Genomic DNA, 25,694 nt, shown 5'->3' on the forward strand with positions numbered 1-25,694 from the left:
CTGCTTAAGGAGTTACTATGTCGATCGCCTGTCCAACCTGCCATGCCGAGCTGGAGCCGCAAAACGGCGTGGCTTACTGCGAACACTGTCACAAAGATATTGCGCTCGAAGCTCGCTGCCCGGAGTGCCATCAGCCACTCCAGGTATTAAAGGCCTGTGGTGCGGTGGACTATTTCTGCCAGAACGGCCACGGCCTGATCTCTAAAAAACGCGTGGAGTTCGTCCCTGCCGGGGCTTAATCACACACGCAGCCTTCGCCTTTCTGCCAGAGTTCAACCAGCGATTCGGGCGCTTCCTGCTCCGGTACCAGCACAATAATATCGGTATACTGCGCTTCATTGTGCCGGGTCCAGAAGATCTGGATACGAAAATAACGCTGGTCACCGCTGCCTGGTGACGACGTCTGACCAGGCGGTTGCCCACGCGGAATGGCCTGCTCCAGAATACTCACCACGCGCTGACGCTGCGCCTCATTGAGAGATGAGAGCGTGATGGTGCGCTGGCCACTCAGCTTGGGAATAAAAGCGACGCCGCCTTCCCGGGCCAGCTCAACCACGGCGTCATCCGTCAGTTCCGGAACCTGCATTTACAGCACTCCCACCTGTTCCCAGGCTTGTCTTATCGCCGCCCCAACGTCGCTGCCCGAGCGCTTTTCGCCGTGGGCTATCGTCAGTTTTGCGAAGGCATCAAAATCTGCATCTTGTGGCAGATTGCGATCGCAAACTGTGTCGTACCAGGCATAACCCGCTTTTTCCCAGGCATAGCCGCCGATTGCCGTTGCGGCCAGATAAAACGCCCGGTTGGGAATGCCGGAGTTCAGGTGGACGCCGCCGTTATCTTCACGCGTTTTGATGAAATCCTTCATGTGCGCCGGTTGCGGATCTTTACCGAGCAGAGGATCGTCATAGGCGGTGCCCGGCTCCGACATGGAGCGCAGCCCTTTGCCGTTAATCCCTTTCGCCAGCAGTCCTTCGCCAATCAGCCAGTCGGCCTGGTCGGCGGTTTGCTTCAGGTGATACTGTTTAACCAGCGAGCCAAACACGTCCGACAGGGACTCATTCAGCGCACCCGATTGTTCAAAATAGATCAGCCCGGCTTCGGTCTCGGTAACGCCATGGCTGAGTTCGTGCGCCACAACGTCGATGGCAATGGTAAAACGGTTAAATATTTCCCCGTCGCCATCGCCAAAGACCATCTGCTGACCGTTCCAGAAGGCGTTCTGGTATTCCCGGCCATAATGTACGGTGCCGGTGAGGATCAGCCCTTTATTATCGAGCGAGTCACGCTGGTATTCTTTCCAGAAGAAATCGTGAGTGATGCCTAAATAGTCATAGGCTTCATCGACGGCTACATCCCCATTGGACGGCTGGCCTTCATAGCGCACCTGCGTGCCTGGCAGCTCCTGGGTCTGTTTCGCATCGTAGATATCACGCTCCAGCTGTCCGGCTTTGCTCACGTGCGGCGCGGCAGGTTTACCGGGCATGTGGGCCATCAGCGTCTGGACATGGGTTAAAGTCTGGCGGGCGCAGCGCTGCTGCGGCTCTGAACCGCTTTCGATAATACGACGAAGAATATAGGGGGGGATCACGCTGTGAATTCGGGTCATGCAACTCTCCTGTTTTCTGGCAATGCCGAAAAAAGAATCTTCTTAAGTGTAAAACATTAAACCGGTGCTGGTTGTAAGTCGGACAATTCGTCTCCTTAAAAACTGGCGCAACGCTTCACCACCGTTTAGGTTTTTTAAACGGCATTAACTAAGAGGAGCGTAATGAACAGGCAGACTTCGCTGAGCATAACCGGGTTTTCAATCATCGCGGTGACCTATGGTATGGCAAGGTTTTCGTGGGGCCTGATGCTGCCTGATATCCGCCAGGCTATCCCTTTCACCCCGCAGGTGGCGGGGTTTATAGCCTCCTGTAGTTATGCGGCGTATTGCATGTCGATATTTATGGCCTCATACCTTATTGCGCGCGTTGGGCCTCGTTTGCCCGCCTTGCTGGCGGCCATCGCCGCTGCCGCGGGGTTGTTCATTCTCGCGACTTCGGCACATTCAACGATGCTGGCGACAGGTTTATTTATTGCCGGGCTGAGCTCGGGCCTGGCCTCACCGGCCCTTGCCGGGGCGGTTAATGACAGGATCGCCTCCGACCGTCAGCTCCATGTGAATACCACCATCAATGCCGGAACGAGCGGTGGGATCATTCTCTCGGTGCCCGTTCTGTTTTTCATGCCCGGGGGCTGGCGGGCAGCCTGTGTTGTGTTCGCCATTATGGCGCTGCTGTGCCTGCCGGCTTTGTGGCGGTATCTGCCGTCATCTGCGGCGAAATCCCGTGAGTCAACGCCAAATGTGCTATCTATCGTACGCAAACCCGGCATGTTTCGGCTGCTGGGGATTGCCTTTATCAGTGGTATGGCCAGCGCCGCATGGTGGAGCTTTGGCCCGGAGATACTTATGCGTCACACGGAGCTGGATAGCGCAGCGACCAATATTCTCTGGCTGATAAGCGGCGGGGCGGGGATTATTGCCATATTTACCGGAAGTATGGCAAGGCGTATCGGCATGCGGGGGGTCTATCGTTTATCCCAGATCTTCATGGCCTTTTCTCTGGCGGTTCTGACAATAAGCCACGGTTTCTCCTGGTGGCTTATTCCGGCAGTGGCCATGAGCGGCGCGGGGTATGTGATTTTGTCCGGGGTATTGCTGGTGAAGGGGGCAGAGATCGCACATCCTTCACCTGCGGCTGGAGTCAGCCTGGCCTTTCTTATGCTGGCAGGTGGGCAGGTTGTGGGGGCTATCCTTTTTGGCCTGCTTCTGGGGTTAACGAGCGCAGTGGCTGCGCTGGCGATTTTTTCAGGCATGTCCTGGCTGATGCTAGCCGTCACGCCAGAGAGTCATCGCTGATTACGCCTTTTTACGGGCGCGAGGTTTTTTTACCGGCATCACGCCTTTCACTTCGCTTTCCACCCAGCCGTCCGACAGACGGGTGGTCAGCACGTCTCCGGCTTTCACCTGTTTGGTTTGCTTCAGCACTTTGCCGTCAGTGGCGGTGGTAACGCTATAGCCGCGTGCCAGGGTAGAAAGTGGGCTAACCGCTTCAAGATGGGTCACCGCATTGCCAAAGCGTTCGCGGGTGGTGCTAAGTCGTGCCCGGACAGTTTCTGCCAGACGATACTCCAGCTGCTGAATGCGCGTTTGTGCGCGGTAAATTTTCGGCTGCGGGTTTTGCTGATTCAGGCGCTGCGTCACGCGCTGCTGACGCGACATCGCGCGCTTGAGCTGATTATCCAGCGCGAAGTTCATCCGCTGGCGCAGACGCTCCAGCACGGTTTGCTGACGCGCAAGGCGAAGCTGTGGATGCTGCTGCTGCAGGCGGTGATGAAGCTGGGTAAAGCGGCGGGTACGGTTAGCGAGGAAGTAGTCCATCGCCATCTCCAGGCGCTGCTGGCCGTTCTGGATCTGACGCAGCAGCTCCAGCTGATTGCGGCTCACCACTTCTGCCGCAGCAGACGGCGTAGGCGCGCGTAAATCCGCAACGAAATCGGCTATCGTCACATCCGTTTCATGCCCGACCGCACTCACGATGGGAATAGCGCTCGCAAAAATCGCCCGTGCCACGCGCTCGTCGTTGAAGCTCCACAAATCTTCCAGCGAGCCGCCGCCACGCCCAACGATTAATACGTCGCACTCCTGACGCGCGTTCGCCAGCTCAATGGCACGCACAATCTGGTCTGGTGCATCGTCACCCTGAACAGCGGTCGGGTAGATGATAACGGGCAGGGAAGGATCGCGACGCTTGAGGACGTGCAAAATATCGTGCAGCGCGGCACCGGTTTTCGAGGTGATTACCCCAACGCAGTGGGCTGGTGAGGGCAGGAGCTTTTTATACTGCTGGTCGAATAACCCCTCTTGCGAAAGCGCAGCCTTAAGCTGTTCATACTTCTGCTGGAGTAAGCCTTCGCCCGCAGGTTGCATGCTCTCGACGATAATCTGGTAGTCGCCGCGCGGTTCATACAATGTGATATTGGCGCGCACCAACACCTGCTGGCCATGCTGAGGACGAAACGTCACGCGGCGGTTGCTGTTGCGGAACATGGCGCAACGCACCTGGGCGGTGTCGTCTTTTAAAGTAAAGTACCAGTGGCCGGAAGCGGGCTGCGTGAAGTTAGAGATCTCACCGCTGATCCAGACCTGCCCCATTTCCTGCTCAAGCAGCAAACGCACCGTCTGATTCAGGCGGCTGACAGTATAAATTGAGGGGGATTGAGAGGATAACATGTGAGCGGGATCAAATTCTAAATCAGCAAGTTATTCAGTCGATAGTAACCTGCTGAGAGGGGAGTGCAAGGTTTTTTTATAAAAAAGTGTGGATGCAATCGGTTACGCTCTGTATAATGCCACGGCAATATTTAACCACCCAGGTCAGAGATATTGCCCATGCTACGTATCGCTAAAGAAGCACTGACGTTTGACGACGTCCTCCTCGTTCCCGCTCATTCCACCGTTCTGCCGAATACTGCCGATCTCAGCACGCAGTTGACGAAAACCATTCGCCTGAACATTCCTATGCTCTCTGCGGCAATGGACACCGTGACTGAAGCGCGCCTGGCTATTGCCCTGGCACAGGAAGGTGGCATTGGCTTTATTCACAAAAACATGTCTATCGAGCGTCAGGCGGAAGAAGTTCGCCGCGTGAAGAAGCATGAATCCGGCATCGTATCCGATCCACAGACCGTTCTGCCAACCACCACCCTGCACGAAGTGAAAGCCCTGACCGAACGTAACGGCTTTGCCGGTTACCCGGTGGTGACCGAAGAGAACGAGCTGGTGGGTATCATCACCGGCCGTGACGTGCGTTTCGTGACCGACCTGAACCAGCCGGTTAGCGTATATATGACGCCAAAAGAGCGTCTGGTGACCGTGCGTGAAGGTGAAGCGCGTGATGTCGTCTTCGCAAAAATGCACGAAAAACGCGTTGAGAAAGCGCTGGTTGTGGATGCGAACTTCCACCTGCGCGGTATGATCACCGTTAAAGACTTCCAGAAAGCAGAACGTAAACCTAACGCCTGTAAAGACGAGCATGGCCGTCTGCGCGTAGGCGCTGCGGTTGGCGCAGGTGCCGGTAACGAAGAGCGTGTTGATGCGCTGGTTGCCGCAGGCGTTGACGTGCTGCTGATTGACTCCTCCCACGGCCACTCCGAAGGCGTTCTGCAACGTATTCGCGACACCCGTGCGAAATATCCTGATCTGCAGATCATCGGCGGTAACGTGGCGACGGGCGCAGGTGCTCGCGCGCTGGCTGATGCAGGTTGCAGCGCGGTGAAAGTGGGTATCGGCCCAGGCTCCATCTGTACAACCCGTATCGTGACCGGTGTAGGTGTTCCACAGATCACTGCGGTTTCTGACGCGGTTGAAGCGCTGGAAGGCACCGGTATTCCGGTCATCGCAGACGGCGGTATCCGCTTCTCTGGCGACATCGCTAAAGCGATCGCCGCAGGTGCTTCCGCGGTGATGGTTGGCTCCATGCTGGCAGGGACTGAAGAATCCCCGGGTGAAATCGAACTTTACCAGGGCCGTTCTTACAAATCTTACCGCGGTATGGGCTCTCTGGGCGCGATGTCTAAAGGTTCTTCTGACCGTTACTTCCAGACCGATAACGCTGCTGACAAACTGGTGCCGGAAGGTATCGAAGGCCGCGTTGCCTATAAAGGCCGTCTGAAAGAGATCATTCACCAGCAGATGGGCGGCCTGCGCTCCTGTATGGGTCTGACCGGCTGTGGTACCATTGACCTGCTGCGTACTAAAGCGGAATTCGTACGCATCAGCGGTGCGGGTATCCAGGAGAGCCACGTTCACGACGTGACGATCACCAAAGAGTCCCCGAACTACCGTCTGGGCTCCTGATAAGTTTCCGCGCCCGGCTCATGCCGGGCGCTCTGTTTTTGTTTCACTTGCCTCGGAATTAGCGTCAATGACGGAAAACATTCATAAACATCGCATTCTCATCCTGGACTTTGGTTCTCAGTACACTCAGCTGGTGGCGCGTCGCGTGCGTGAACTGGGCGTTTACTGTGAACTGTGGGCGTGGGATGTCACGGAAGCACAGATTCGCGAATTCAATCCAAGCGGCATTATTCTGTCCGGCGGCCCGGAAAGCACCACCGAAGAGAACAGCCCGCGTGCGCCGCAGTACGTGTTCGAAGCGGGCGTGCCGGTATTCGGCGTCTGCTACGGTATGCAGACCATGGCAATGCAGCTGGGCGGCCATGTAGAAGGCTCTAACGAGCGTGAGTTTGGCTACGCACAGGTTGAAGTGGTGAACGACAGCGCGCTGGTGCGCGGTATCGAAGACTCCCTGACCGCAGACGGCAAACCGCTGCTGGACGTGTGGATGAGCCACGGCGATAAAGTGACCGCTATCCCGTCCGACTTCGTGACCGTTGCCAGCACCGAAAGCTGCCCGTTCGCGATTATGGCGAACGAAGAGAAACGCTTCTACGGCGTGCAGTTCCACCCGGAAGTGACCCACACCCGTCAGGGTATGCGCATGCTGGAGCGCTTTGTGCGCGATATCTGCCAGTGTGAAGCGCTGTGGACCCCGGCTAAAATCATCGACGACGCCGTTGAGCGTATCCGTCAGCAGGTTGGCGATGACAAAGTCATTCTCGGCCTGTCCGGTGGCGTTGACTCCTCCGTAACCGCGATGCTGCTGCACCGCGCTATCGGTAAAAACCTGACCTGCGTATTCGTGGATAACGGTCTGCTGCGTCTGAATGAAGCCCAGCAGGTCATGGACATGTTTGGTGACCACTTCGGTCTGAACATCGTTCACGTGGAAGGCGAACAGCGCTTCCTGGACGCGCTGGCTGGTGTCAACGATCCGGAAGTCAAACGTAAGATCATCGGCCGCGTCTTCGTGGAAGTGTTCGACGAAGAAGCGCTGAAGCTGGAAGACGTGAAGTGGCTGGCACAGGGCACAATCTACCCTGACGTGATCGAGTCTGCGGCATCCGCAACCGGTAAAGCACACGTCATCAAATCTCACCACAACGTGGGCGGCCTGCCGAAAGAGATGAAGATGGGTCTGGTTGAACCGCTGCGTGAGCTGTTCAAAGACGAAGTGCGTAAGATCGGTCTGGAATTGGGTCTGCCGTACGACATGCTCTACCGTCACCCGTTCCCGGGTCCGGGTCTGGGCGTGCGTGTGCTGGGCGAAGTGAAGAAAGAGTACTGCGACCTGCTGCGTCGCGCGGATGCTATCTTCATCGAAGAGCTGCACAAAGCTGACCTGTATAACAAAGTGAGCCAGGCGTTCACCGTGTTCCTGCCAGTTCGCTCCGTCGGCGTTATGGGCGATGGCCGTAAGTACGACTGGGTTGTTTCCCTGCGTGCGGTGGAAACCATCGACTTCATGACCGCGCACTGGGCGCACCTGCCGTATGACTTCTTAGGCCGTGTGTCTAACAGAATAATCAATGAAGTCAATGGCATATCGCGTGTCGTATATGACATCAGCGGTAAGCCACCGGCTACGATTGAGTGGGAATGATGTATAGCTAGTTCATAGCACATCATATCTTTTCAAAATCATCTCAAACCCTCTGCAAATGCAGAGGGTTTTTGTTTATATTGAATTATTTTATTTATTCTACACAACCAGGATATCACGCCAAAGTGAGGGTATATGGACATAGAAAAAATTGTAGAACTTGAGAAGAGCTATTATGAGCATAAACGTAATGCAACTATTGGCATTTACATAATTCTTGTTGGGGTAATTATAATCATTGTCAATGTTTTGGGTTGGTCGCATGAAACTCAAATTATGCAAGGCATGATTTTAGGTGGTGGCCTTGTATACTGGGGTATAAGCTTCGATAAATACACAAAATTACATAATCAATTAAATATTATATGTATTCAAAGATATGGCAAAGATTATAAAAACTCTCTATCTGAAATAGTTTCCGAAAGGTTTGACAATTAAGACAGGTGAATATATGCAAGCAATCGGATTTATTGTTTATATAGTTGTTGGTCTTTTCCAGCTGGCAGCAATAATGGCTGGCCTTGAGTCGTGGTGGGGATTGCACTGGATAGTGGCGGTGCCTATTGCTTTCATTATTAGTTATATCCCGCTAGTTGGATCAATTGTTGGTATGGTTGGCGCAGTGGATGTCTGGCGCTGGGAATGGTGGCATGCGGGATTACTTTTCTTCGGTGGTTTAATGTTCGCCATAGCTTGTGGGGGGATGTCTTCATTTTTTGAATGGATATCCAGCAGAAAGAGAAAGTGATTGCTGACAAAGTGCGCTTTTGAAGTTTTGCCCGGCGGCGCTACGCTTGCACGGGCCTACGTTGAATATTGCAATCTAATGATATAATTGATGATAGTAGGCCGGGTAAGCGTAGCGCCACCCGGCAAAAGGATGGTTAAGTTGTTGATGGCCTGGATTGACATTAATCTCAAAGGCCGCCCGAAGCGGCCTTTTCGTCTGTGCAGGGCATGCACTGTCGCTCGGGTATTAACTCCTTGTCCAGCCTGATGGAGGATAAGGACTCATGAAGGGCAAGGGCGTCGTCGTGAGACTGTGTTTGAGGAATACGTGGAATAAAATCACAACCTGACGAATAGAAATCAGTTATGAGGCCTAATGGCATAATAACCTTTCCTTACTTCCCTTCACCCAACCTATACGCCAGCGCCACCACCAGCGACTGCACCAGGCACAGCGTTGCCGACTGAGATCGAAACGCATCCACCTGCGCCTCTTTCACCACAAAGCAGAGATCGCTAAATGTCGCCAGTGGGCTAATCTGGCTGTCCGTAATCACAATCTGCCGCGCGCCGACGCTGGCGGCGGTTTCGCTGACCATCACCGTCTCTTCCGCGTACGGCGAGAAGCTGATCGACACCACAATGTCGCGCGCCTTAATGCGGCTGATCTGCTCGCGCAGCATGCCGCCCATGCCGTCGAGCAGAATCGGGCGGCACTCCAGGTGGCTTAAAGCATAGGTGAGATAAGCAGCGACGCTAAAGGAGCGGCGCAGTCCGGCGATGTAGATGGTGTCCGCGTCGGCCAGAAGCTGTACGGCGCGCTCCAGCATCTCCGGTTCGGCGCGGGCGGCCAGCTGCTGCAGCGCCTGCGCGTTCGAGCGGGCAAACTCCTGCAGGATATCGAGCGGCGTTTCCGGCACGGCTTCGCTCTCCATTTCGCGGAACAGCCGCGCACGATCGCTGTAGCTGGCGGTCTCCTCCACCAGGTTCATACGAAACAGCTGTTTCATCTCGTTGAAGCCGGTGAAGTCAAAGGCATTGGCAAAACGGATCAGCGTCGAGGGCGGCACATCGGCACGCTCGGCAATGACCGCAACCGTATCAAACGCCACACTGTTCGTATTATCCAGTACATAGCGGGAGACCTGCTGCAGCCTCTTGCTCAGGCTATCGTAGCGATCGCGGATTTGCTGCTGCAGTTCGTTCAGGCTGGTTGCTGTCGTCATGTTATCCCCCAAATACAGTCTTATGATTCTAAACGCAAAACCGCGTCTTTTAAATGTTGGCCATCCATCTGGCAGCAAAAATGAAACAGAAACTTCACTCATTTCATCGCCTGAAAATCCTTAATAGCGCACGCTGCGTCAGTGTTGTTGGCTGTTAACATAAAAATCCATCCTTGATCACAATAATCATCATTTATTTTATTTCAACTTAAAATGGAATATTTGTTTCATATATAGTGTTCAGTACACAGTGTTCAGGTAACAGTCACGTATCAACAGCGAGAGGTTAAGGATGGAGACGGTAGCGAATTTTATTCACGACGAATGTGTCACCGGTTCAGGCCAGCGCGTTCAGGCGATCTTCAACCCGGCCACCGGCGAGCAGATCCGTCAGGTGGTGATGAGTACGGCACAGGAAACGGAGCAGGCGATTGCCGCCGCGCAGCAGGCGTTTCCGGCGTGGGCGCGTCATTCTCCGCTTAAGCGCGCGCGTGTGATGTTCCGCTTCAAAGCGCTGCTGGAAGAGAATATGGAACGTCTGGCCCGTCTTATCAGCGAAGAGCACGGCAAGGTCTTCTCCGACGCGGTAGGCGAGCTGACCCGTGGCCTGGAAGTGGTTGAGTTCGCCTGTGGCATCCCGCATCTGCAAAAGGGTGAACACTCTGCCAACGTGGGCACCGGTGTGGACAGCCACTCGCTGATGCAGCCACTCGGCGTCTGCGCCGGGATCACGCCGTTTAATTTCCCGGCGATGGTGCCGATGTGGATGTTCCCGATTGCGCTGGCGACCGGCAATACCTTCGTGCTGAAACCATCAGAAAAAGATCCCTCTCTGGCGCTCGCGCTGGCAAAACTGCTGAAAGAGGCCGGCCTGCCGGACGGCGTGTTTAACGTGGTGCAGGGGGATAAAGAATCCGTTGATGTGCTATTGACCGACCCGCGCGTGCAGGCCGTGAGCTTTGTTGGCTCTACGCCGATTGCGGAATATATCTACCAGACCGCGTCCGCCCACGGCAAACGCTGTCAGGCGCTGGGTGGGGCGAAAAACCACTGCATTTTAATGCCGGATGCCGACATGGAGATGGCAACCAACGCCATTATGGGCGCGGCCTACGGCGCGGCGGGGGAACGCTGTATGGCGCTTTCAGTGGTACTGGCGGTGGGCGATAACACCGCCGATGACCTCTGCGCCCGTCTGGAAAAACAGATTGCCGCGCTGCGCGTTGGGCCAGGGCTGGACCAGACGCCAGAAAACGAAATGGGGCCGCTTATCTCCTCCGCGCACCGCAGCAAGGTGCTGGGCTACATCGACAGCGGGGAAGCGCAGGGGGCGAATCTGCGCGTGGACGGCCGCAGCTTTAGCGTGCAGGGTCACGAGAAGGGCTATTTTGTCGGGCCGACGCTGTTCGATAACGTCACCCCGGAGATGACGATCTATAAGGAAGAAATTTTCGGCCCGGTGCTTTCTGTGGTACGCGTAGCAGATTACGCCAGCGCGGTGGATCTGATTAACCGCCATGAATATGGTAATGGTTCAGCCATTTTCACCCGCGACGGCGGCTGCGCGCGCCGCTTCTGCGAAGAGGTGCAGGCGGGCATGGTAGGGGTTAACGTGCCGATCCCGGTGCCGATGGCGTTCCACAGTTTCGGCGGCTGGAAGCGCTCGATTTTTGGTGCACTCAACGTGCACGGTAACGACGGCGTGCGTTTCTACACCCGAATGAAAACCGTCACCGCACGCTGGCCGGAAATGCAGCAGGAGACAGGCGCTGCGTTTTCCATGCCGACGCTGGGCTGACAGGAGGTTTTATGCAAACCGAACGTATGACCATGGCCCAGGCGCTGGTCCGGTTCCTTAATCAACAGTACGTCAGCATGGATGGCATTGAAACGCCCTTCGTGGAGGGCGTGGCGACCATTTTTGGTCATGGCAACGTGCTGGGCATCGGCCAGGCGCTGGAACAGGATCCGGGCCATCTGCAGGTAATGCAGGGCTGTAATGAGCAGGGCATCGCCCACATGGCGACGGGATTCGCCAAACAGCATCGCCGTCAGCGCATTTTCGCCGTGACCTCCTCCGTCGGGCCGGGAGCCGCCAATATGATCACCGCGGCGGCGACCGCCACGGCGAACCGTATTCCGCTGCTGCTGCTGCCGGGGGATATCTACGCCAGCCGCCAGCCGGACCCGGTGTTGCAGCAGATAGAGCAGTATCACGATCTGAGCATCAGCACCAACGACTGCTTCCGCCCGGTCTCCCGCTACTGGGACCGCATCAATCGCCCGGAGCAGTTAATGAGCGCCATGTTAAATGCGATGCGAACGCTCACTGACCCCGCAGATACCGGTGCGGTAACCCTTTGCCTGCCGCAGGACGTGCAGGGCGAAGCCTGGGATTACCCGCTGAGCTTCTTCGCGCGTCGCGTGCATCACATCGAGCGTCGACCGCCAGATCCGCAGCGTCTGGCGCAGGCAAAGGCGTTGATTGCGCGTAAACGCCGTCCGCTGGTGGTGTGCGGCGGTGGCGTACGCTACTCCGGCGCGCATGAGGCGTTGCGCGAATTTGTCGAGACGCTGCATCTGCCGTTTGCCGAAACCCAGGCCGGAAAAGGGGCGCTGGTAAGTGACCACCCACTTAATATGGGCGGGGTGGGCGTGACGGGCGGAATGGCCGCCAACCAGCTTGCGGCGCAGGCCGATTTAGTGATTGGCGTGGGGACACGTCTTACCGATTTTACTACCGGCTCCAAGGCGCTCTTCTCCCACCCGGACGTCGAGTTTCTGCTGCTCAATGTGGCCGAGTTTGACGCCCTGAAGCTTGACGCCACCGCGCTGATTGCCGATGCCCGGACCGGACTGCAGGCCTTAACCCACTCGCTCAGGGAGTATCGCAGCGGCTGGGGAGAGGAGATTGCGCAGGCGAAAGCCGCCTGGCATGACGAGTGCCGCCGTCTCTGGGATCGCCAGTGGCGCCCGGACGAGGCACCGGAAGTGGCGGGCCATCTTGATGCCCAGCTGACGGAATATGGCGAGACGCTCAACACCCGCCTGACCCAGACGCGGGTACTGGGGCTGATTAATCAGCATGTTGAAGATAACGCCATCGTGGTGGGCGCAGCCGGTTCGCTGCCGGGAGATTTACAGCGCCTCTGGCAGGTCAAAACGCCTGATACCTATCATCTGGAGTACGGTTACTCCTGCATGGGTTACGAGATTGCGGCGGCGCTTGGCGCGAAGCTTGCCCGACCCGGGCAACCGGTTTACGCCATGGTGGGGGATGGCTCTTACATGATGCTGCACTCCGAGCTGCAAACCGCGGTGCAGGAGGGCATTAAGATCACCGTTCTGCTGTTTGATAACGCCAGCTTTGGCTGCATTAATAACCTGCAGATGGGTCATGGAATGGGAAGCTTCGGCACGGAAAACCGCTACCGTAACCCGCAGACCGGGCAGCTTGACGGGCCGCTGGTGAAGGTCGATTTCGCGCAAAACGCGGAAAGCTACGGCTGTCGCGCGTGGCGGGTACATGATGAGCAAAGCCTGCTGGCGGCGCTGGAGGCGTCCCGAGCCCATCCAGGCCCGACGCTGCTGGACATCAAAGTGCTGCCGAAGACCATGACCCACGATTACGCCTCCTGGTGGCGAACCGGCGATGCGCAGGTAGCAGCGTCTCCTGCCGTGCGCGAAGCCGCGGCGCAGACGCAGGCGCAGGTGAAAAAAGCACGTCAGTATTAAGATTTCCCGCCGTAACGAAATTTTCATTTCATTTTTCTTTTTCCCCTCACCCTAACCCTCTCCCACTGGGAGAGGGGATAGTTCGGTGCGGTTTTCCCTCCCTCTCCCTGAGGGAGAGGGCCGGGGTGAGGGGAAGATGTCCTCCCTCCCATGTTGTGAGATTGATAACAAAATTTATCTCATTCATCTCAAAAGTGTTAACCCACACTCAAAAACATAATTTTCACTATTTATAAAAATGAAATAAATGTTTTATTTAAAGGGTCGTTAGTTCACAGCATTCACCAACACCGGGAGCCGTTATGTTTAACATTGCTTTACTGGGCGCTGGCCGAATTGGCCAGGTACATGCAGCTAACATCGCCAGCCACAGCGCGACCACACTCTGGTCCGTGGTTGACCCGAATCAGGAATTTGCCACCCGTCTCGCCACGCAGTATCAGGCCCGCCAGCAGAGCCTGGTTGAGGCAATGACCGACCCTGACGTTCATGCCGTGCTGATCGCCTCGGCGACCGATACCCATGCGGACCTGATTGAAATGGCCGCCCGTCATGGCAAAGCCATCTTCTGTGAAAAACCGGTACACCTCGACCTCGCCCGCGTGCGCGACTGCCTGAAAGTGGTTAAAGAGTACGACGTGCCGCTGTTCATCGGCTTTAACCGCCGCTTTGACCCGCAGTTCCGCCGTGTGAAAACCGACGCGCAGGCCGGGCGTATCGGCAAACCGGAATCGCTGCTGATCATCTCCCGCGATCCGTCTCCACCACCGGCGGAGTATGTCCGCGTCTCTGGCGGCATGTTCCGCGATATGACCATTCACGACTTTGATATGGCGCGCTTCATCATGGGTGAAGAGCCGGTGTCAGTGTATGCCCAGGGCAGTAACCTGGTGGATCCGGCGATTGGCGAGGCGGGGGACATCGACACCGCATTTATCGTTCTGAAATATGCCTCCGGCGCAATAGCGACCATCGTCAACAGCCGCCGCTCCTCTTACGGCTACGACCAGCGCCTGGAGCTGCACGGCTCTGAAGGGCTGCTCTGCGCGGGCAATATTCTTGAAAATCAGGTGCAGCACTACGGCAAACAGGGCTGCACCAGCGCGCTGCCGGAACACTTCTTCCTGCAGCGCTACAAATCCGCTTACGCCGCGGAATGGGAACACTTTGTTGCGGTATTGCGCGGCGAAGCGGTGCCTGACTGCAGCGGCGATGATGGTGAACGTGCGCTGTACCTCGCGGATAAAGCGCTGGAGTCGCTGCGTAGCCAGCGCGAGATCGTCCTCTAAACACAACCACCCTACACAGAGAGACATAATAATGAAAAAGCTGATCTTAGCCGCCCTCATCGCCATGACGTCCGGGGCCGCCCTCGCCGAAAACGAGCAAATTGTTTTCAGTACGCCAAACCTGGCGATGCCGTTTGAAGTTCACATGCAGCGCACGGCGGTGAAAGCCGCAAAAGAGATGGGCGTCAAGTTGCAGGTGCTGGACGGGCAGGGCAGTTCACCAAAACAGGTGGCTGACCTGGAAAACGCCATCACCCGCGGAGCGCAGGGGTTCATCGTCTCCCCGAACGACGTGAACGCGGTCTCCAGCGCGGTGGATGAAATTCAGGATGCGAAGCTGCCGGTGGTCACCCTTGACCGCTCCGTCGACAGTCAGAAGAAAGTGCCGCACTTTGGCGCCAACAACTATAAAGGCGGCCAGGCGATTGGCGACTTCGTGAAAAGCAAATTCCCCGACGGGGCAGAGATCATTCTGCTCACCGGTCAGCCGGGCTCCTCTTCCAACATCGAACGCACTAAAGGGATCCGCGACAGCCTGAAAGCGGGTGGCGATAAATACAAGATCGTCGCCGATCAGACCGGCAACTGGATGCGTTCTGAAGGGATGCGCATTGTAGAAAGCGTTCTGCCGTCACTGCCGAAACGCCCGCAGGTGATCCTTTCCGCCAACGATGATATGGCGCTGGGGGCGATTGAAGCCCTGCAGAGCCAGGGCGTGAAGCCCGGTGAAATCCTGGTAACCGGCTTTGATGCGGTTCCTGAAGCGCTGGCTCGCGTGCGTGACGGCTGGCTGGCGGTGACTGCGGATCAGCGCCCGGGCTTTGCGGTGCAAACGGCAATGAGCCAGCTGGTGGCCAACGTGCGTGAGAAGAAAGCCATCACCGGCGCGGACTACCCGCCAACGCTTATCACCAAAGAGAACCTGCAGCAGGCTGAGCGTATCGGTGAGGCCGGTAACTAATATGTCCCGAGCCGCCTTTGGCGGCTCATCATGAGGAGGAGCAGACTGATGTCGCAACCCTTACTGAAAGTGACCGAGCTGGCGAAAAGCTTTTCCGGCGTCTGGGCGCTGAGCAATGCCCAGTTGACCGTCGGGCCGGGAGAAATCCACGCCCTGCTGGGGGAAAACGGGGCGGGAAAATCCACGCTGCTGAAGGCGCTTGCGGGCGCGCAGCCGCAAACGCGCGGGGAGATCTGGTTCAACGGCGAAACGCTGCCGGTGGATGACTCCCCGGTGGAACGACAGAACAAGGGCATTATCACCATCTATCAGGAATTTAACCTGCTGCCCAACATGACCGTCGCGGAAAACATGTTCCTGGGGCGCGAGCCGCGCAAGCGGAACCTGATCGTCGATGAAAAAGCGGTAAACCAGGAGGCGCAGGTCATTCTCGATTACCTGCAGCTGAACGTTGCGCCGACCACACCCGTTGCCCGTCTGAGCGTGGCCCAGCAGCAGATGGTGGAGATCGCCCGGGCGCTGACTCTCAACGCCCGCTTAATCATTATGGACGAACCTTCCGCCGCGCTGAGCGACAGCGAGGTGGAAAGCCTGCACCGTGTGGTGCGGGAGCTTAAAAACCGCGGGGTGAGCATTATCTATGTGACGCACCGCCTGCATGAAGTTTTCCAGCTCTGTGACCGTTTCACCGTTTTCCAGGATGGCCGTTTCACCGGCACCGGCGCGGTGGCAGAAACGAACGTAGAGCAGCTGATCCGCCTGATGGTCGGGCGCGACGTGGCGTTTAACCGCCGTCCCGCCAGTGAAACCCACCATGAGGATAAACCCATCCGTCTGGCCGTGAAGGGGCTGAGCCGCGAAAAGCCGCCGCTGGATCCGCACGGTATTGCCCTGCATGACATCAGCTTCCATGTCCACGCGGGTGAGGTGCTGGGCATCGCCGGACTGGTGGGTGCAGGACGCACCGAAGTGGCCCGCTGCCTGTTTGGCGCAGACGCGTTTACCTCTGGCAGCTTTGAGCTTGACGGCGTGCCGTACCAGCCGCGCGACCCGCTGTATGCCCTCGATCAGGGCGTGGCGCTGGTGCCGGAAGATCGCAAAAAAGAGGGGGCGGTGCTGGGGCTGTCGATTCGCGACAACCTGTCGCTCTCCTGCCTTTCGTCACTGCTGCACTGGCGCTGGTTCGTCAATACCCGCAAAGAGGACGATCTGATTGAGTCCTACCGCCAGGCGCTGCAGATCAAGATGGTCAACAGCGCGCAGGAGGTGCGCAAGCTCTCCGGCGGTAACCAGCAAAAAGTGATCCTCGCGCGCTGCATGGCGCTCAACCCGCGGGTGCTGATCGTCGATGAGCCAACGCGTGGCATCGACGTGGGGACCAAATCAGAAGTGCACCAGGTGCTGTTTGACATGGCGAAAAAGGGCGTGGCGGTGATTGTGATCTCCTCCGATCTGCCTGAAGTGATGGCGGTATCTGACCGGATCATCACCCTGAGCGAAGGCCGGGTTACCGGCGAGATCCACGGCGATGATGCCAACGAAGAGCGGCTGATGACGATGATGGCCATCAACCACAACGCCCTGAACGCGGCATAACGGAGTTTCTCATGACGCAGATGATTTCTAAAACGCAGGCCCCGGTCAAACGCGCCGGACGCATCGATCCCATCGCCTTCTTCGAGCGCTTTGGGGTGCTGATTTTCATGATCCTGCTGCTGATCTTCTTCCAGTCGCAGAACAGCAATTTTTTCTCTGAACGCAACATTTTCAACATCCTGACCGAAGTCTCCATCTACGGGATCATGGCCGTGGGGATGACCTTCGTCATCCTGACCGCCGGGATCGACCTCTCCGTCGGATCCATTCTGGCGGTGTGCGCCATGACCGCGGCGTACGTGATTAAGGGCGACAACTTTACCACCGTCGACCCGAACGCCTGGGGCGGCATGAGCTGGCTGATAGGGCTGGGGATTTGTCTGGCGATGGGCACGGCGATTGGTTTTCTGCACGGCCTGGGCGTTACCCGCCTGCGCCTGCCGCCGTTCATCGTCACCCTCGGGGGGATGACCATCTGGCGCGGCCTGACCCTGGTGATTAACGACGGCGCGCCAATCGCAGGTTTCGATCAGGGCTACCGCTGGTGGGGACGGGGCGAGCTGCTCGGTATCTCCATTCCGATCTGGATCTTCGCCATCGTCGCCGTTGGCGGTTATCTGGCGCTGCACAAAACCCGCTGGGGGCGCTTCGTTTACGCCATCGGTGGCAACCCGGAGGCGGCGCGTCTGGCGGGTGTGAACGTGAAGCGCGTACTGGTCAGCGTCTATGTGCTGATTGGCTGTCTGGCGGGGCTGGCGGGCTTTATTCTCAGCGCACGACTGGGGAGCGCCGAGGCGGTGGCCGGGATCTCCTTTGAGCTGCGCGTCATTGCCTCGGTGGTGATTGGCGGCACCTCGCTGATGGGCGGCTACGGACGCATCGGCGGCACCATTATCGGCTCCATCATTATGGGCATTCTGATTAACGGCCTGGTGCTGATGAACGTCTCGGCTTACTACCAGCAGATTATTACCGGGTTAATTATCGTTCTGGCGGTGGCGTTCGACACCTACGCCAAGAGCCGTCGCGGCGCACTGTGAGGATCACGATGAAAGAGGTTCGTATTGGATTAATTGGCACCGGGTATATCGGCAAGGCGCATGCCATCGCCTATGCCCAGGCCCCGACGGTGTTCAACCTGCGCGGCAAGCTGGTGCGTGAGATGGTGGCCGAGGTAAACCCGACGCTGGCGGCAGAGCGTGCGCAGGCGTTTGGCTTTAACCGTTCAACGGGAGACTGGCGGGCGCTGGTGGCAGACCCGGCCATTGATGTAGTGGATATTTGCTCGCCCAACCATCTGCATAAAGAGATGGCGCTGGAGGCGATCCGCCACGGCAAGCACGTTTACTCGGAAAAACCGCTGGCGCTGAACGCCCACGACGCGCGTGAGATGGTCGAGGCCGCTAAGCGGGCTGGGGTGAAAACCCTGGTGGGCTTCAACTACATGAAAAACCCGACGGCGCAGCTGGCGAAAGAGATTATCGCCCGCGGCGAAATAGGCGAGGTGATCCACTTCTACGGCACCCACAACGAAGACTATATGGCCGACCCGCTTTCGCCCATTCACTGGCACTGCTTCAAAGAGACTGCCGGGCTGGGGGCGCTGGGCGATCTGGCGGCGCATATCGTCAATATGGCGCAGTACCTGGTGGGGGAGATTGAGCAGGTTTGCGGCGACCTGAAGATTGTGGTCCCGGAACGTCCGGCGAAGGCCGGGTCGTCGGACATGATTGCCGTCGAAAACGAGGATCAGGCCCACGCGATGGTACGTTTCGCGGGCGGGGCGCAGGGTGTGATTGAAACCTCCCGCGTCGCCTGCGGCCGCAAGATGGGGTTGTCATATGTGATCACCGGAACGAAAGGCGCCATCAGCTTCACTCAGGAGCGCATGGCCGAGCTGAAGCTCTACCTGCATGACGATCCGGTCAACCGTCAGGGATTCCGCACGCTGCTGGTCGGCCCGGCACACCCGGACTACGGCGCGTTCTGTATGGGCGCAGGCCACGGTATTGGCTTTAACGATCAAAAAACGGTGGAAGTGCGTGACCTGGTGGATGGCATTGCCGCCGACGCACCGATGTGGCCGGACTTTGAAGAGGGGTGGAAGGTCTCGCGCGTGCTGGACGCCATCGCACTCTCACACCAGCAAGGCCGCTGGCTGAACGTGAATGACATTGTCTGAAGAGGTATCAACGTGGAAAAGCAGTTTGATGTGATATGCATGGGCCGCGTGGCGGTAGACCTCTACAGTCAGCAGATTGGTGCGCGGCTGGAGGATGTGTCGAGCTTTGCCAAATATCTCGGTGGCTCGTCCGGCAACGTGGCGTACGGCACGGCGCGGCAGGGGTTGCGTTCGTCGATGCTGGCGCGCGTGGGCGACGAGCATATGGGCCGGTTCCTGCGCGAAGAGCTAAATCAGGTGGGCTGTGATACCAGCCATCTGATCACCGATAAAACACGCCTCACGGCGCTGGTGCTACTCGGCATTAAAGACCGGGACACCTTTCCTCTGATTTTTTATCGCGATAACTGCGCGGATATGGCCATTACGGCCAGCGATGTGGACGAAAACTACATCGCTTCCGCACGGTGTCTTGCCATCACCGGGACTCACCTTTCTCATCCGCAGACCCGCGAGGCGGTGCTGACGGCGCTGGGCTACGCCCGTCGTCACGGCGTGCGCACGGTGCTGGACATTGATTATCGCCCGGTGCTGTGGGGGCTGACCTCCTTAGGCGACGGCGAAACGCGCTTTATCGCGGCCGATCAGGTCACCCGTGAACTTCAGGAAGTGCTCCACCTCTTCGACGTTATTGTCGGCACCGAGGAGGAGTTCCACATTGCGGGCGGCAGCACGGACACCCTGCAGGCGCTGGCGCAAGTGCGTGCCGTGAGCCAGGCCACGCTGGTCTGCAAACGCGGCGCGCTTGGCTGTTCGGTCTATACCGGTGCCATTCCGGCCCGTCTGGATGACGGCCTGACGGTGACCGGCGTGCGCGTGGAGGTGCTGAACGTCCTCGGCGCGGGCGATGCCTTTATGTCTGGCCTGCTGCGCGGCTACCTGAACGACGAGGGCTGGGAGCAGGCGTGCCGCTATGCCAACGCCTGCGGCGCGCTGGTGGTCTCGCGCCACGGCTGCGCCCCGGCGATGCCGAGCAAAATTGAGCTGGATGACTATCTCTCGCGCGCCGCGCTCGTTCCACGCCCGGATCTCGACCCGCGTCTGAACCATCTGCACCGGGTCACTACCCGTCGCCGCGAATGGCCGGAATTGTGCGTAATGGCGTTCGATCACCGCAGTCAGCTTGAAGATATGGCGCTGCAGTGCGGGGCGTCACTCAAACGTATTCCGGCGCTCAAGCAGCTGATCCTGCAGGCCAGCCGCGAGGCGGCGAGCCGTGCCGGACTGGCAGGCAAAGCGGGCCTGCTGTGTGACGGTACGTTTGGTCAGGACGCGCTCAACGCCATTACCGGTGAAGGGTGGTGGATCGGGCGGCCCATTGAGCTGCCGGGCTCCCGTCCGCTGGAGATGGAGCACGGCAACATCGGCACCCAGCTTATCAGCTGGCCGCAGGAGCATGTGGTGAAGTGCCTGGTCTTTTTCCACCCGGAAGATGCTCACGGCCTGCGCCTGGAGCAGGAGCAGAAAATTGCCGAGGTCTACCACGCCTGCTGCCAGTCGGGGCATGAGCTGCTGCTGGAGGTGATATTGCCCGCCAGCATGCCGCGCAGCGATGAACTTTATCTGCGTGCCATCTCCCGCTTCTACAACCTGGGTATTTACCCGGACTGGTGGAAATTGCCGCCGCTGACGTCCGATGGCTGGACGGCACTGAGCGAGATTATCCAGCGCCGGGATCCGCACTGTCGTGGGGTGGTGATCCTCGGGCTGGATGCGCCTGCCGAGCAGCTGCGTGCCGGGTTTAACGCCGCGGCAGGGCACGAACTGGTGAAAGGATTTGCCGTGGGGCGCACGCTGTTTGGCGAAGCTTCCCGTGCATGGCTGAAACACGATATTGACGATGCGCAGCTGGTGGCGCGCATCCGGGACAATTACCTGCAGCTTATCGCCTGGTGGCGCGAGCGCGGACACGCATAATGGAGACGACAATGAGTGTGCAATTAGGCATTAACCCCCTGACGTGGACTAACGACGATCTGCCTTCCCTTGGTGCCGAAACGCCGCTGGAGACCTGTCTGAGCGAGGGGAAAGAGGCCGGTTTTGCCGGTTTCGAACTGGGCAACAAATTCCCGCGTGAAGCGCGCCTGCTTGGCCCTATTTTGCAGCGCCACGATCTGCAGCTGGTCTCTGGCTGGTACTCCGGCCGACTGCTGGAGCGCAGCGTGGAAGAGGAGATTGCCGCCGTGCAGTCCCACCTGACGCTGCTGCGTGAGCTGGGGGCAAAGGTGCTGGTATTTGCGGAGGTGAGCGGCTGCATTCACGGCGAGCAGCAGACGCCGGTGCATCTGCGCCCGCGCTTCCCGCAGGCACGCTGGAAGGAGTATGGCGAGAAGCTCACGGAATTTGCCCGCTACACTCAGCAGCAGGGGGTGCAGATTGCCTATCACCACCATATGGGGACGGTGATTGAGTCCGCCGACGACGTGGACAACCTGATGACCCATACCGGCGAAGAGGTCGGGTTGCTGCTGGACACCGGTCACCTGACCTTTGCCGGGGCCGATCCGCTGACGGTGGCGCAGCGCTGGGCGTCGCGCATCAATCACGTTCACTGCAAAGACGTGCGTGCCGACGTGCTGGCGGATGTCAAAAACCGCAAAACCAGCTTCCTCGATGCGGTGCTGAGCGGTGTATTTACCGTGCCGGGCGACGGCTGCGTGGATTATCCGCCGATCATGCAACTGCTGAAAGCGCAGGATTATCACGGCTGGCTGGTGGTGGAGGCGGAGCAGGATCCGGCGATTGCCCATCCGCTGACCTATGCCCGTCTGGGGTATAACAACCTGAGCCGTCTGGCGCGCGACGCCGGGCTTATCTGAGGAGGTGACATGTCACGTCTGCTATCACGCTGGCAACAGCCGAACGATGAAGGGCGGACCCAGTCCGTCACGCCGGAACGCGCCGGGTGGGGATATGTTGGCTTTGAGGCCTATGAGCTGCAGGAGGGGCAGCAGTTGACGCTGCCCGCCGTCAGCGAAGAGCGCTGTCTGGTGCTGGTGGCCGGGCGCGCCTCCATCAGCACGCCTTCCGCGCAGTTTAACGATATTGGCGAGCGGATGAGCCCGTTCGAGCGTATCAAGCCGTGGGCGGTGTACGTTACCCCGCAGGAGACGGTGCAGGTGAAGGCGCTCACGAAGCTGGAACTGGCGGTTTGTGCCGCTCCGGGTAAAGGTAGCTGGCCGACGCGGCTGATTGCACCGCAGGATATCGACGCTGAAGCGCGCGGCAAAGGCCATAACCAGCGCTATGTGCACAACATTCTGCCGGAAGACAAACCGGCTGACAGCCTGCTGGTGGTGGAGGTCTGGACCAACGAAGGCTGCACCAGCTCGTACCCGAGCCATAAGCACGACACGGATAATCCGCCCCAGGAGACGTATCTGGAGGAGACCTATTACCATCGCCTCAACCCGGAGCAGGGGTTCTGCATGCAGCGGGTCTACACTGACGACAGAACGCTGGATGAATGCATGGCGGTCTACAACCGTGACGTGGTGATGGTGCCGAAGGGCTACCACCCGGTGGCAACCATGGCGGGGTATGACAGCTACTACCTCAACGTGATGGCCGGGCCGGTGCGCAAATGGATGTTCACGTGGGAAGAGGACCACGCGTGGATTAACCGGGATTATCCCGCAGAAAATGGGGGCTGAAGCGGCCTTTCTTGTCGGGTGGCGCTGCGCTGATCCGAACTACGAAACCGTAGGCTCGCGCAAGCACAGCGCCGCTGGCCGAATTGTCTTCAGTGCATCTGCCTCGCCTGCTCAATCGTGCGGGCAATGGCTTCCGGCTGGCTCACCATCGATACGTGGCTCGCCGCGACCTCGGTGGTGTTCGCGTGGATGGCCTTCGCCATCGCGCGTTCAAGCTCAGGATTGATCATCCGGTCGTTCTTGCTTACCACATACCAGCTCGGCTTAGCGTGCCACGCCGCGCGAGTGACCTTTTCGCCAAACGCATCGCCCTTTATTGGCCCCTGTGTGGCGGCGATGATCTGTTGTTCACCCGGTTTCACATCCGGTGCGAAGTCCTTACTGACCGACGCAGGCGGCAGGTATAAAAAGCCGTCCGCGGTTTTCGCGATACCCGCGCTCCCCGGGGGCGCCGGGTAGCTATTCGCCAGCTCTGCCGTTGACTGACCGGCGTCCGGCGCGAACGCCGCCACATACACCAGTGATTTCACCCGCGCATCGTTGCCGGCCTCGCTAATCACGGTGCCGCCCCAGGAGTGACCTACCAGTACCACGTCCCCGTGTGCACGAGCGATGGCGCGCCGGGTGGCTGCTACGTCATCTTTTAGTGAGGTCAGCGGCAGCTGGACGGCTATTACCTCGGTGTGGCGTTTCTGCAAAAGGGAAATCACCTTGTTCCAGCTGCTGCCGTCGGCAAAGGCGCCATGCACCAGCACCACGCTGGTTTCACTCTGCGCAAAGGCGCTGGCCGACATCGCCAGCAGACCCGCCGTCAGTATCGATAATGTTTTCATCTTCAGGCTCCTCAGAAATGGTGGACCGGCGCATGCGGCGGCACGGTGAATTCAAGGGTTTTATGATCGAGAGGCTTATGCGTCGGGTCGGCCAGGATAATGGTCACCTTGTGTTTTCCGGCGGGCAGTCCCACCAGAATCACCGGCTCACCGCTGGTGTCCGCCCAGTGCCAGGGCGCGTCATCCACCACAACGTGAATATGGCCGATGCGCGGAGTGACTTTCAGCGCGTCGGGCCCAAAGACAGGTTCAATGCGCAGGTTTTCAACACGGTACTGAATAAAGACAGCACCCTTACTCAGCGGGCCTGCCAGCGGCGGATCGACAATCAGCCTGGCGGGCGGCTGGGGCTGCTCAAGCGGGGCAACGGCAGCCGGACCGTTGACGTCGGCGGCGCTGAGGCCGCTCAGGGGCGCGGCGCAGACGGAAGACGTCAGCGCGAGTAAAGGAAGCAACAGATGCTGGCGAATCATTTTGGTCTCTCCTCGTGGGGTCATGTCACGAGAGACAGCAGACCATTTTTATGTATCGCGTCTGTTTGCTGATGCGGGATTTTTGTATCGATGCGTAAGCCAGATGAGGGAGATACAGTGCGATACATTTCCCCCGGGCATGACGAGAAGTTTGCTGGCATGGTGTCTTCAGGCGCATCCATCGGATGCGGAGATTTCCCGGAGAAAACATCATGAATAGTGAAAAAGTTGCGTTGATTTTCGGCGGCGCACGTGGAATTGGTGCGGCTATAGCGGCACGGCTGGCGAAGGAAGGATATCGCGTTGCTGTGACATGGGTATCACGTCCGGACCGGGCTAATGCGCTGGTCTCATCCATTACTGATGCGGGCGGGGTGGCGCTGGCGATTAACGCTGATAGCGCAGATGCAACTGCAATTCAGGCTGCGGTTGATGCCACGATCAACCATTACGGCAGGCTGGATGTTGCCGTAGTGAACGCAGGCGTACTGCGGCTGGGTATGCTTGAGGATTATTCAGTGGACGATCTGGATGCCACGCTGTCGGTGAACGTGCGCGGCGTTTTCCTCTCTGTGCAGGCGGCAGTTAAACGAATGAGGGAAGGGGGAAGGGTGATCACCATTGGCAGCAATACCGCTGTGCGAACCGGGCATGCGGGTAGTAGCGTTTATGCGATGAGTAAAGCTGCGGTGGCAGCCATGGTGCAAAACCTGGCGCTGGATCTGGCTCCGAAGCGGATCACAATTAACAATATCCAGCCCGGCCCCATCGCCACGGATATGACGGCCGGAATGGCGGAGCAGATCACTGCACATATCCCTTTAAAACGCATTGGGCAGCCTGAGGAGATCGCATCACTTGCCGCATGGCTTGCTGGAGAAGAGTCTGGATATATGACAGGCGCGAGCCTGACGATTGACGGTGGATTCGTGCTTTAATTGCCAGGGGCAGGGAAGCCCGACATTCTGACTAGCGCGCGGGTGCGTCGACCACCAGACCCGTTTGCTGCGACTGGAGTTTGTCCTGATGGTGATACCAGGCACCAATGGAGGAATAAACGAAGCGGCCAAAGAAAAACAGGAAGCTGATTAGCAATATGATGCGGGTCATTCGAGTGTTAAATCGATGTCGTTTTCGCATACGTGTGGCCTGACTCACTGTGTTTTTCCTGGACATACCCTTTTGGGCGACGCGGATATTAAGGCACAGCGGGAAGGGTGGGTCAATTCTGCGATGTGTAAATAACCGTCAACATATACATTAACCGATGTTATTAAAAATAATAATTGCATTTACGATATTGATAACACGAAGAAAATTAACCGGAAAAAAACAGAAGAAAGGAAATTTTGAATTAAATAGTTTGATTTAAGTCAACGGATTCCCCGCAGTGGTATTTAAAATCCCTCCTCCATACTGTTTGCCCCGGGTGTTAGCGGGCAGCACGTACGTCAGGTCGGATGCCTGTCT

At 57.9% G+C, this 25,694-nt stretch carries 24 protein-coding genes; 17 read left to right on the forward strand and 7 right to left on the reverse strand.

All coding sequences use genetic code 11. The annotated features are described in order from the left end of the window. Positions 1–17 precede the first annotated feature (17 nt). The gene (locus AC2FAK_RS17650) at positions 18–239 is read left to right on the forward strand and encodes a zinc ribbon domain-containing protein (protein WP_013098270.1); all 222 of its coding nucleotides are present in this window, start codon (positions 18–20) and stop codon (positions 237–239) included. Here AC2FAK_RS17650 and AC2FAK_RS17655 read toward each other — a convergent pair. Next, entirely contained in the window at positions 236–586 is a 351-nt protein-coding gene (locus tag AC2FAK_RS17655; RefSeq protein ID WP_020690016.1) for a protealysin inhibitor emfourin, read from the reverse strand. The genes AC2FAK_RS17650 and AC2FAK_RS17655 overlap by 4 nt on opposite strands. Beyond that, the gene (locus tag AC2FAK_RS17660; protein WP_023620379.1) at positions 587–1,606 is read right to left on the reverse strand and encodes a M4 family metallopeptidase; all 1,020 of its coding nucleotides are present in this window, start codon (positions 1,604–1,606) and stop codon (positions 587–589) included. 162 nt (positions 1,607–1,768) lie between these two features. Here AC2FAK_RS17660 and AC2FAK_RS17665 point away from each other — a divergent pair, with 162 nt between their 5' ends. Further along, positions 1,769–2,902 carry an MFS transporter gene (locus tag AC2FAK_RS17665; RefSeq protein ID WP_095453327.1) on the forward strand — a complete coding sequence of 378 codons (1,134 nt, stop codon included), beginning with the start codon at positions 1,769–1,771 and terminating at the stop codon, positions 2,900–2,902. Here AC2FAK_RS17665 and xseA read toward each other — a convergent pair whose 3' ends face one another. After that, entirely contained in the window at positions 2,903–4,276 is a 1,374-nt protein-coding gene (gene xseA / locus AC2FAK_RS17670; protein ID WP_095455419.1) for an exodeoxyribonuclease VII large subunit, read from the reverse strand. It lies immediately after the preceding gene. Positions 4,277–4,435: 159 nt separating this feature from the next. On the opposite strand from xseA, the gene guaB reads away from it, so the two are divergent. From guaB to AC2FAK_RS17690, 4 genes are all read left to right on the forward strand, one after another. Beyond that, entirely contained in the window at positions 4,436–5,902 is a 1,467-nt protein-coding gene (gene guaB, locus AC2FAK_RS17675; RefSeq protein ID WP_013098265.1) for an IMP dehydrogenase, read from the forward strand. A 67-nt stretch (positions 5,903–5,969) separates the two neighbouring features. After that, the gene (gene guaA, locus AC2FAK_RS17680) at positions 5,970–7,547 is read left to right on the forward strand and encodes a glutamine-hydrolyzing GMP synthase (RefSeq protein WP_095455420.1); all 1,578 of its coding nucleotides are present in this window, start codon (positions 5,970–5,972) and stop codon (positions 7,545–7,547) included. Between the two features lie 135 nt (positions 7,548–7,682). Beyond that, entirely contained in the window at positions 7,683–7,985 is a 303-nt protein-coding gene (locus AC2FAK_RS17685; protein WP_095455421.1) for a hypothetical protein, read from the forward strand. 13 nt (positions 7,986–7,998) lie between these two features. Further along, positions 7,999–8,295: a hypothetical protein gene (locus AC2FAK_RS17690; protein ID WP_095455422.1), complete on the forward strand. Its 297-nt coding sequence runs from the start codon at positions 7,999–8,001 to the stop codon at positions 8,293–8,295. A gap of 376 nt (positions 8,296–8,671) precedes the next feature. On the opposite strand, the gene AC2FAK_RS17695 is transcribed toward AC2FAK_RS17690, so the two are convergent. Continuing rightward, positions 8,672–9,502 (reverse strand): MurR/RpiR family transcriptional regulator, encoded by an 831-nt coding sequence (locus AC2FAK_RS17695; RefSeq protein WP_008502123.1) that lies wholly within the window; start codon positions 9,500–9,502, stop codon positions 8,672–8,674. 292 nt (positions 9,503–9,794) lie between these two features. Here AC2FAK_RS17695 and AC2FAK_RS17700 point away from each other — a divergent pair, with 292 nt between their 5' ends. The 10 genes from AC2FAK_RS17700 to iolB all read left to right on the forward strand — a co-directional run bounded on the left by AC2FAK_RS17700 (position 9,795) and on the right by iolB (position 22,918). After that, on the forward strand, positions 9,795–11,300 hold the full coding sequence (locus AC2FAK_RS17700; protein WP_095455424.1) for a CoA-acylating methylmalonate-semialdehyde dehydrogenase: 1,506 nt from the start codon (positions 9,795–9,797) through the stop codon (positions 11,298–11,300). Positions 11,301–11,311: 11 nt separating this feature from the next. Further along, complete coding sequence (gene iolD, locus AC2FAK_RS17705; protein WP_095455425.1) at positions 11,312–13,237, forward strand: 3D-(3,5/4)-trihydroxycyclohexane-1,2-dione acylhydrolase (decyclizing); 1,926 nt, start codon at positions 11,312–11,314, stop codon at positions 13,235–13,237. A gap of 302 nt (positions 13,238–13,539) precedes the next feature. Next, entirely contained in the window at positions 13,540–14,526 is a 987-nt protein-coding gene (gene iolG / locus AC2FAK_RS17710) for an inositol 2-dehydrogenase (protein ID WP_095455426.1), read from the forward strand. Between the two features lie 31 nt (positions 14,527–14,557). Beyond that, entirely contained in the window at positions 14,558–15,487 is a 930-nt protein-coding gene (locus AC2FAK_RS17715; protein ID WP_013098256.1) for a sugar ABC transporter substrate-binding protein, read from the forward strand. Between the two features lie 48 nt (positions 15,488–15,535). Continuing rightward, a complete protein-coding gene (locus tag AC2FAK_RS17720) occupies positions 15,536–17,083 on the forward strand; it encodes a sugar ABC transporter ATP-binding protein (RefSeq protein ID WP_029882255.1) in 1,548 nt (515 codons plus the stop codon). Between the two features lie 11 nt (positions 17,084–17,094). Beyond that, positions 17,095–18,123, forward strand: a complete 1,029-nt coding sequence (locus AC2FAK_RS17725; RefSeq protein WP_013098254.1) for an ABC transporter permease — start codon at positions 17,095–17,097, stop codon at positions 18,121–18,123. A gap of 8 nt (positions 18,124–18,131) precedes the next feature. Beyond that, positions 18,132–19,265 (forward strand): Gfo/Idh/MocA family protein, encoded by a 1,134-nt coding sequence (locus AC2FAK_RS17730; protein WP_045293452.1) that lies wholly within the window; start codon positions 18,132–18,134, stop codon positions 19,263–19,265. A 12-nt stretch (positions 19,266–19,277) separates the two neighbouring features. After that, positions 19,278–21,182, forward strand: coding sequence for a bifunctional 5-dehydro-2-deoxygluconokinase/5-dehydro-2-deoxyphosphogluconate aldolase (locus tag AC2FAK_RS17735; protein WP_038420357.1), 1,905 nt, complete (start codon positions 19,278–19,280; stop codon positions 21,180–21,182). 11 nt (positions 21,183–21,193) lie between these two features. Beyond that, entirely contained in the window at positions 21,194–22,084 is an 891-nt protein-coding gene (iolE, locus tag AC2FAK_RS17740) for a myo-inosose-2 dehydratase (protein ID WP_045293448.1), read from the forward strand. A 9-nt stretch (positions 22,085–22,093) separates the two neighbouring features. Then, complete coding sequence (iolB, locus tag AC2FAK_RS17745) at positions 22,094–22,918, forward strand: 5-deoxy-glucuronate isomerase (protein ID WP_047023247.1); 825 nt, start codon at positions 22,094–22,096, stop codon at positions 22,916–22,918. Positions 22,919–23,007: 89 nt separating this feature from the next. On the opposite strand, the gene AC2FAK_RS17750 is transcribed toward iolB, so the two are convergent. Then, positions 23,008–23,751, reverse strand: coding sequence for an alpha/beta fold hydrolase (locus tag AC2FAK_RS17750; protein ID WP_013098249.1), 744 nt, complete (start codon positions 23,749–23,751; stop codon positions 23,008–23,010). 11 nt (positions 23,752–23,762) lie between these two features. Then, a complete protein-coding gene (locus tag AC2FAK_RS17755) occupies positions 23,763–24,224 on the reverse strand; it encodes a DUF6130 family protein (RefSeq protein WP_013098248.1) in 462 nt (153 codons plus the stop codon). 212 nt (positions 24,225–24,436) lie between these two features. On the opposite strand from AC2FAK_RS17755, the gene AC2FAK_RS17760 reads away from it, so the two are divergent. Next, positions 24,437–25,162, forward strand: a complete 726-nt coding sequence (locus tag AC2FAK_RS17760; protein ID WP_080314660.1) for an SDR family oxidoreductase — start codon at positions 24,437–24,439, stop codon at positions 25,160–25,162. A 31-nt stretch (positions 25,163–25,193) separates the two neighbouring features. Here the strand turns inward: AC2FAK_RS17760 and AC2FAK_RS17765 are convergent, their stop codons facing one another. Further along, complete coding sequence (locus AC2FAK_RS17765; RefSeq protein WP_095455427.1) at positions 25,194–25,382, reverse strand: YfgG family protein; 189 nt, start codon at positions 25,380–25,382, stop codon at positions 25,194–25,196. Positions 25,383–25,694 lie beyond the last annotated feature (312 nt).

The sequence above is a fragment of the Enterobacter cloacae complex sp. 394F7 genome (assembly GCF_057320385.1).

What these genes read in the sequence shown, in the direction of transcription:
- xseA (WP_095455419.1), bottom strand. Translation starts at nt 4,276, where the DNA reads ATGTTATCCTCTCAATCCCCCTCAATTTATACTGTCAGCCGCCTGAAT.
- iolB (WP_047023247.1), top strand. Translation starts at nt 22,094, where the DNA reads ATGTCACGTCTGCTATCACGCTGGCAACAGCCGAACGATGAAGGGCGG.
- AC2FAK_RS17730 (WP_045293452.1), top strand. Translation starts at nt 18,132, where the DNA reads ATGAAAGAGGTTCGTATTGGATTAATTGGCACCGGGTATATCGGCAAG.
- iolE (WP_045293448.1), top strand. Translation starts at nt 21,194, where the DNA reads ATGAGTGTGCAATTAGGCATTAACCCCCTGACGTGGACTAACGACGAT.
- AC2FAK_RS17760 (WP_080314660.1), top strand. Translation starts at nt 24,437, where the DNA reads ATGAATAGTGAAAAAGTTGCGTTGATTTTCGGCGGCGCACGTGGAATT.
- AC2FAK_RS17655 (WP_020690016.1), bottom strand. Translation starts at nt 586, where the DNA reads ATGCAGGTTCCGGAACTGACGGATGACGCCGTGGTTGAGCTGGCCCGG.
- iolG (WP_095455426.1), top strand. Translation starts at nt 13,540, where the DNA reads ATGTTTAACATTGCTTTACTGGGCGCTGGCCGAATTGGCCAGGTACAT.
- AC2FAK_RS17650 (WP_013098270.1), top strand. Translation starts at nt 18, where the DNA reads ATGTCGATCGCCTGTCCAACCTGCCATGCCGAGCTGGAGCCGCAAAAC.
- guaB (WP_013098265.1), top strand. Translation starts at nt 4,436, where the DNA reads ATGCTACGTATCGCTAAAGAAGCACTGACGTTTGACGACGTCCTCCTC.
- AC2FAK_RS17700 (WP_095455424.1), top strand. Translation starts at nt 9,795, where the DNA reads ATGGAGACGGTAGCGAATTTTATTCACGACGAATGTGTCACCGGTTCA.
- AC2FAK_RS17750 (WP_013098249.1), bottom strand. Translation starts at nt 23,751, where the DNA reads ATGAAAACATTATCGATACTGACGGCGGGTCTGCTGGCGATGTCGGCC.
- AC2FAK_RS17715 (WP_013098256.1), top strand. Translation starts at nt 14,558, where the DNA reads ATGAAAAAGCTGATCTTAGCCGCCCTCATCGCCATGACGTCCGGGGCC.
- AC2FAK_RS17725 (WP_013098254.1), top strand. Translation starts at nt 17,095, where the DNA reads ATGACGCAGATGATTTCTAAAACGCAGGCCCCGGTCAAACGCGCCGGA.
- AC2FAK_RS17720 (WP_029882255.1), top strand. Translation starts at nt 15,536, where the DNA reads ATGTCGCAACCCTTACTGAAAGTGACCGAGCTGGCGAAAAGCTTTTCC.
- AC2FAK_RS17755 (WP_013098248.1), bottom strand. Translation starts at nt 24,224, where the DNA reads ATGATTCGCCAGCATCTGTTGCTTCCTTTACTCGCGCTGACGTCTTCC.
- guaA (WP_095455420.1), top strand. Translation starts at nt 5,970, where the DNA reads ATGACGGAAAACATTCATAAACATCGCATTCTCATCCTGGACTTTGGT.
- iolD (WP_095455425.1), top strand. Translation starts at nt 11,312, where the DNA reads ATGCAAACCGAACGTATGACCATGGCCCAGGCGCTGGTCCGGTTCCTT.
- AC2FAK_RS17685 (WP_095455421.1), top strand. Translation starts at nt 7,683, where the DNA reads ATGGACATAGAAAAAATTGTAGAACTTGAGAAGAGCTATTATGAGCAT.
- AC2FAK_RS17665 (WP_095453327.1), top strand. Translation starts at nt 1,769, where the DNA reads ATGAACAGGCAGACTTCGCTGAGCATAACCGGGTTTTCAATCATCGCG.
- AC2FAK_RS17695 (WP_008502123.1), bottom strand. Translation starts at nt 9,502, where the DNA reads ATGACGACAGCAACCAGCCTGAACGAACTGCAGCAGCAAATCCGCGAT.
- AC2FAK_RS17660 (WP_023620379.1), bottom strand. Translation starts at nt 1,606, where the DNA reads ATGACCCGAATTCACAGCGTGATCCCCCCCTATATTCTTCGTCGTATT.
- AC2FAK_RS17690 (WP_095455422.1), top strand. Translation starts at nt 7,999, where the DNA reads ATGCAAGCAATCGGATTTATTGTTTATATAGTTGTTGGTCTTTTCCAG.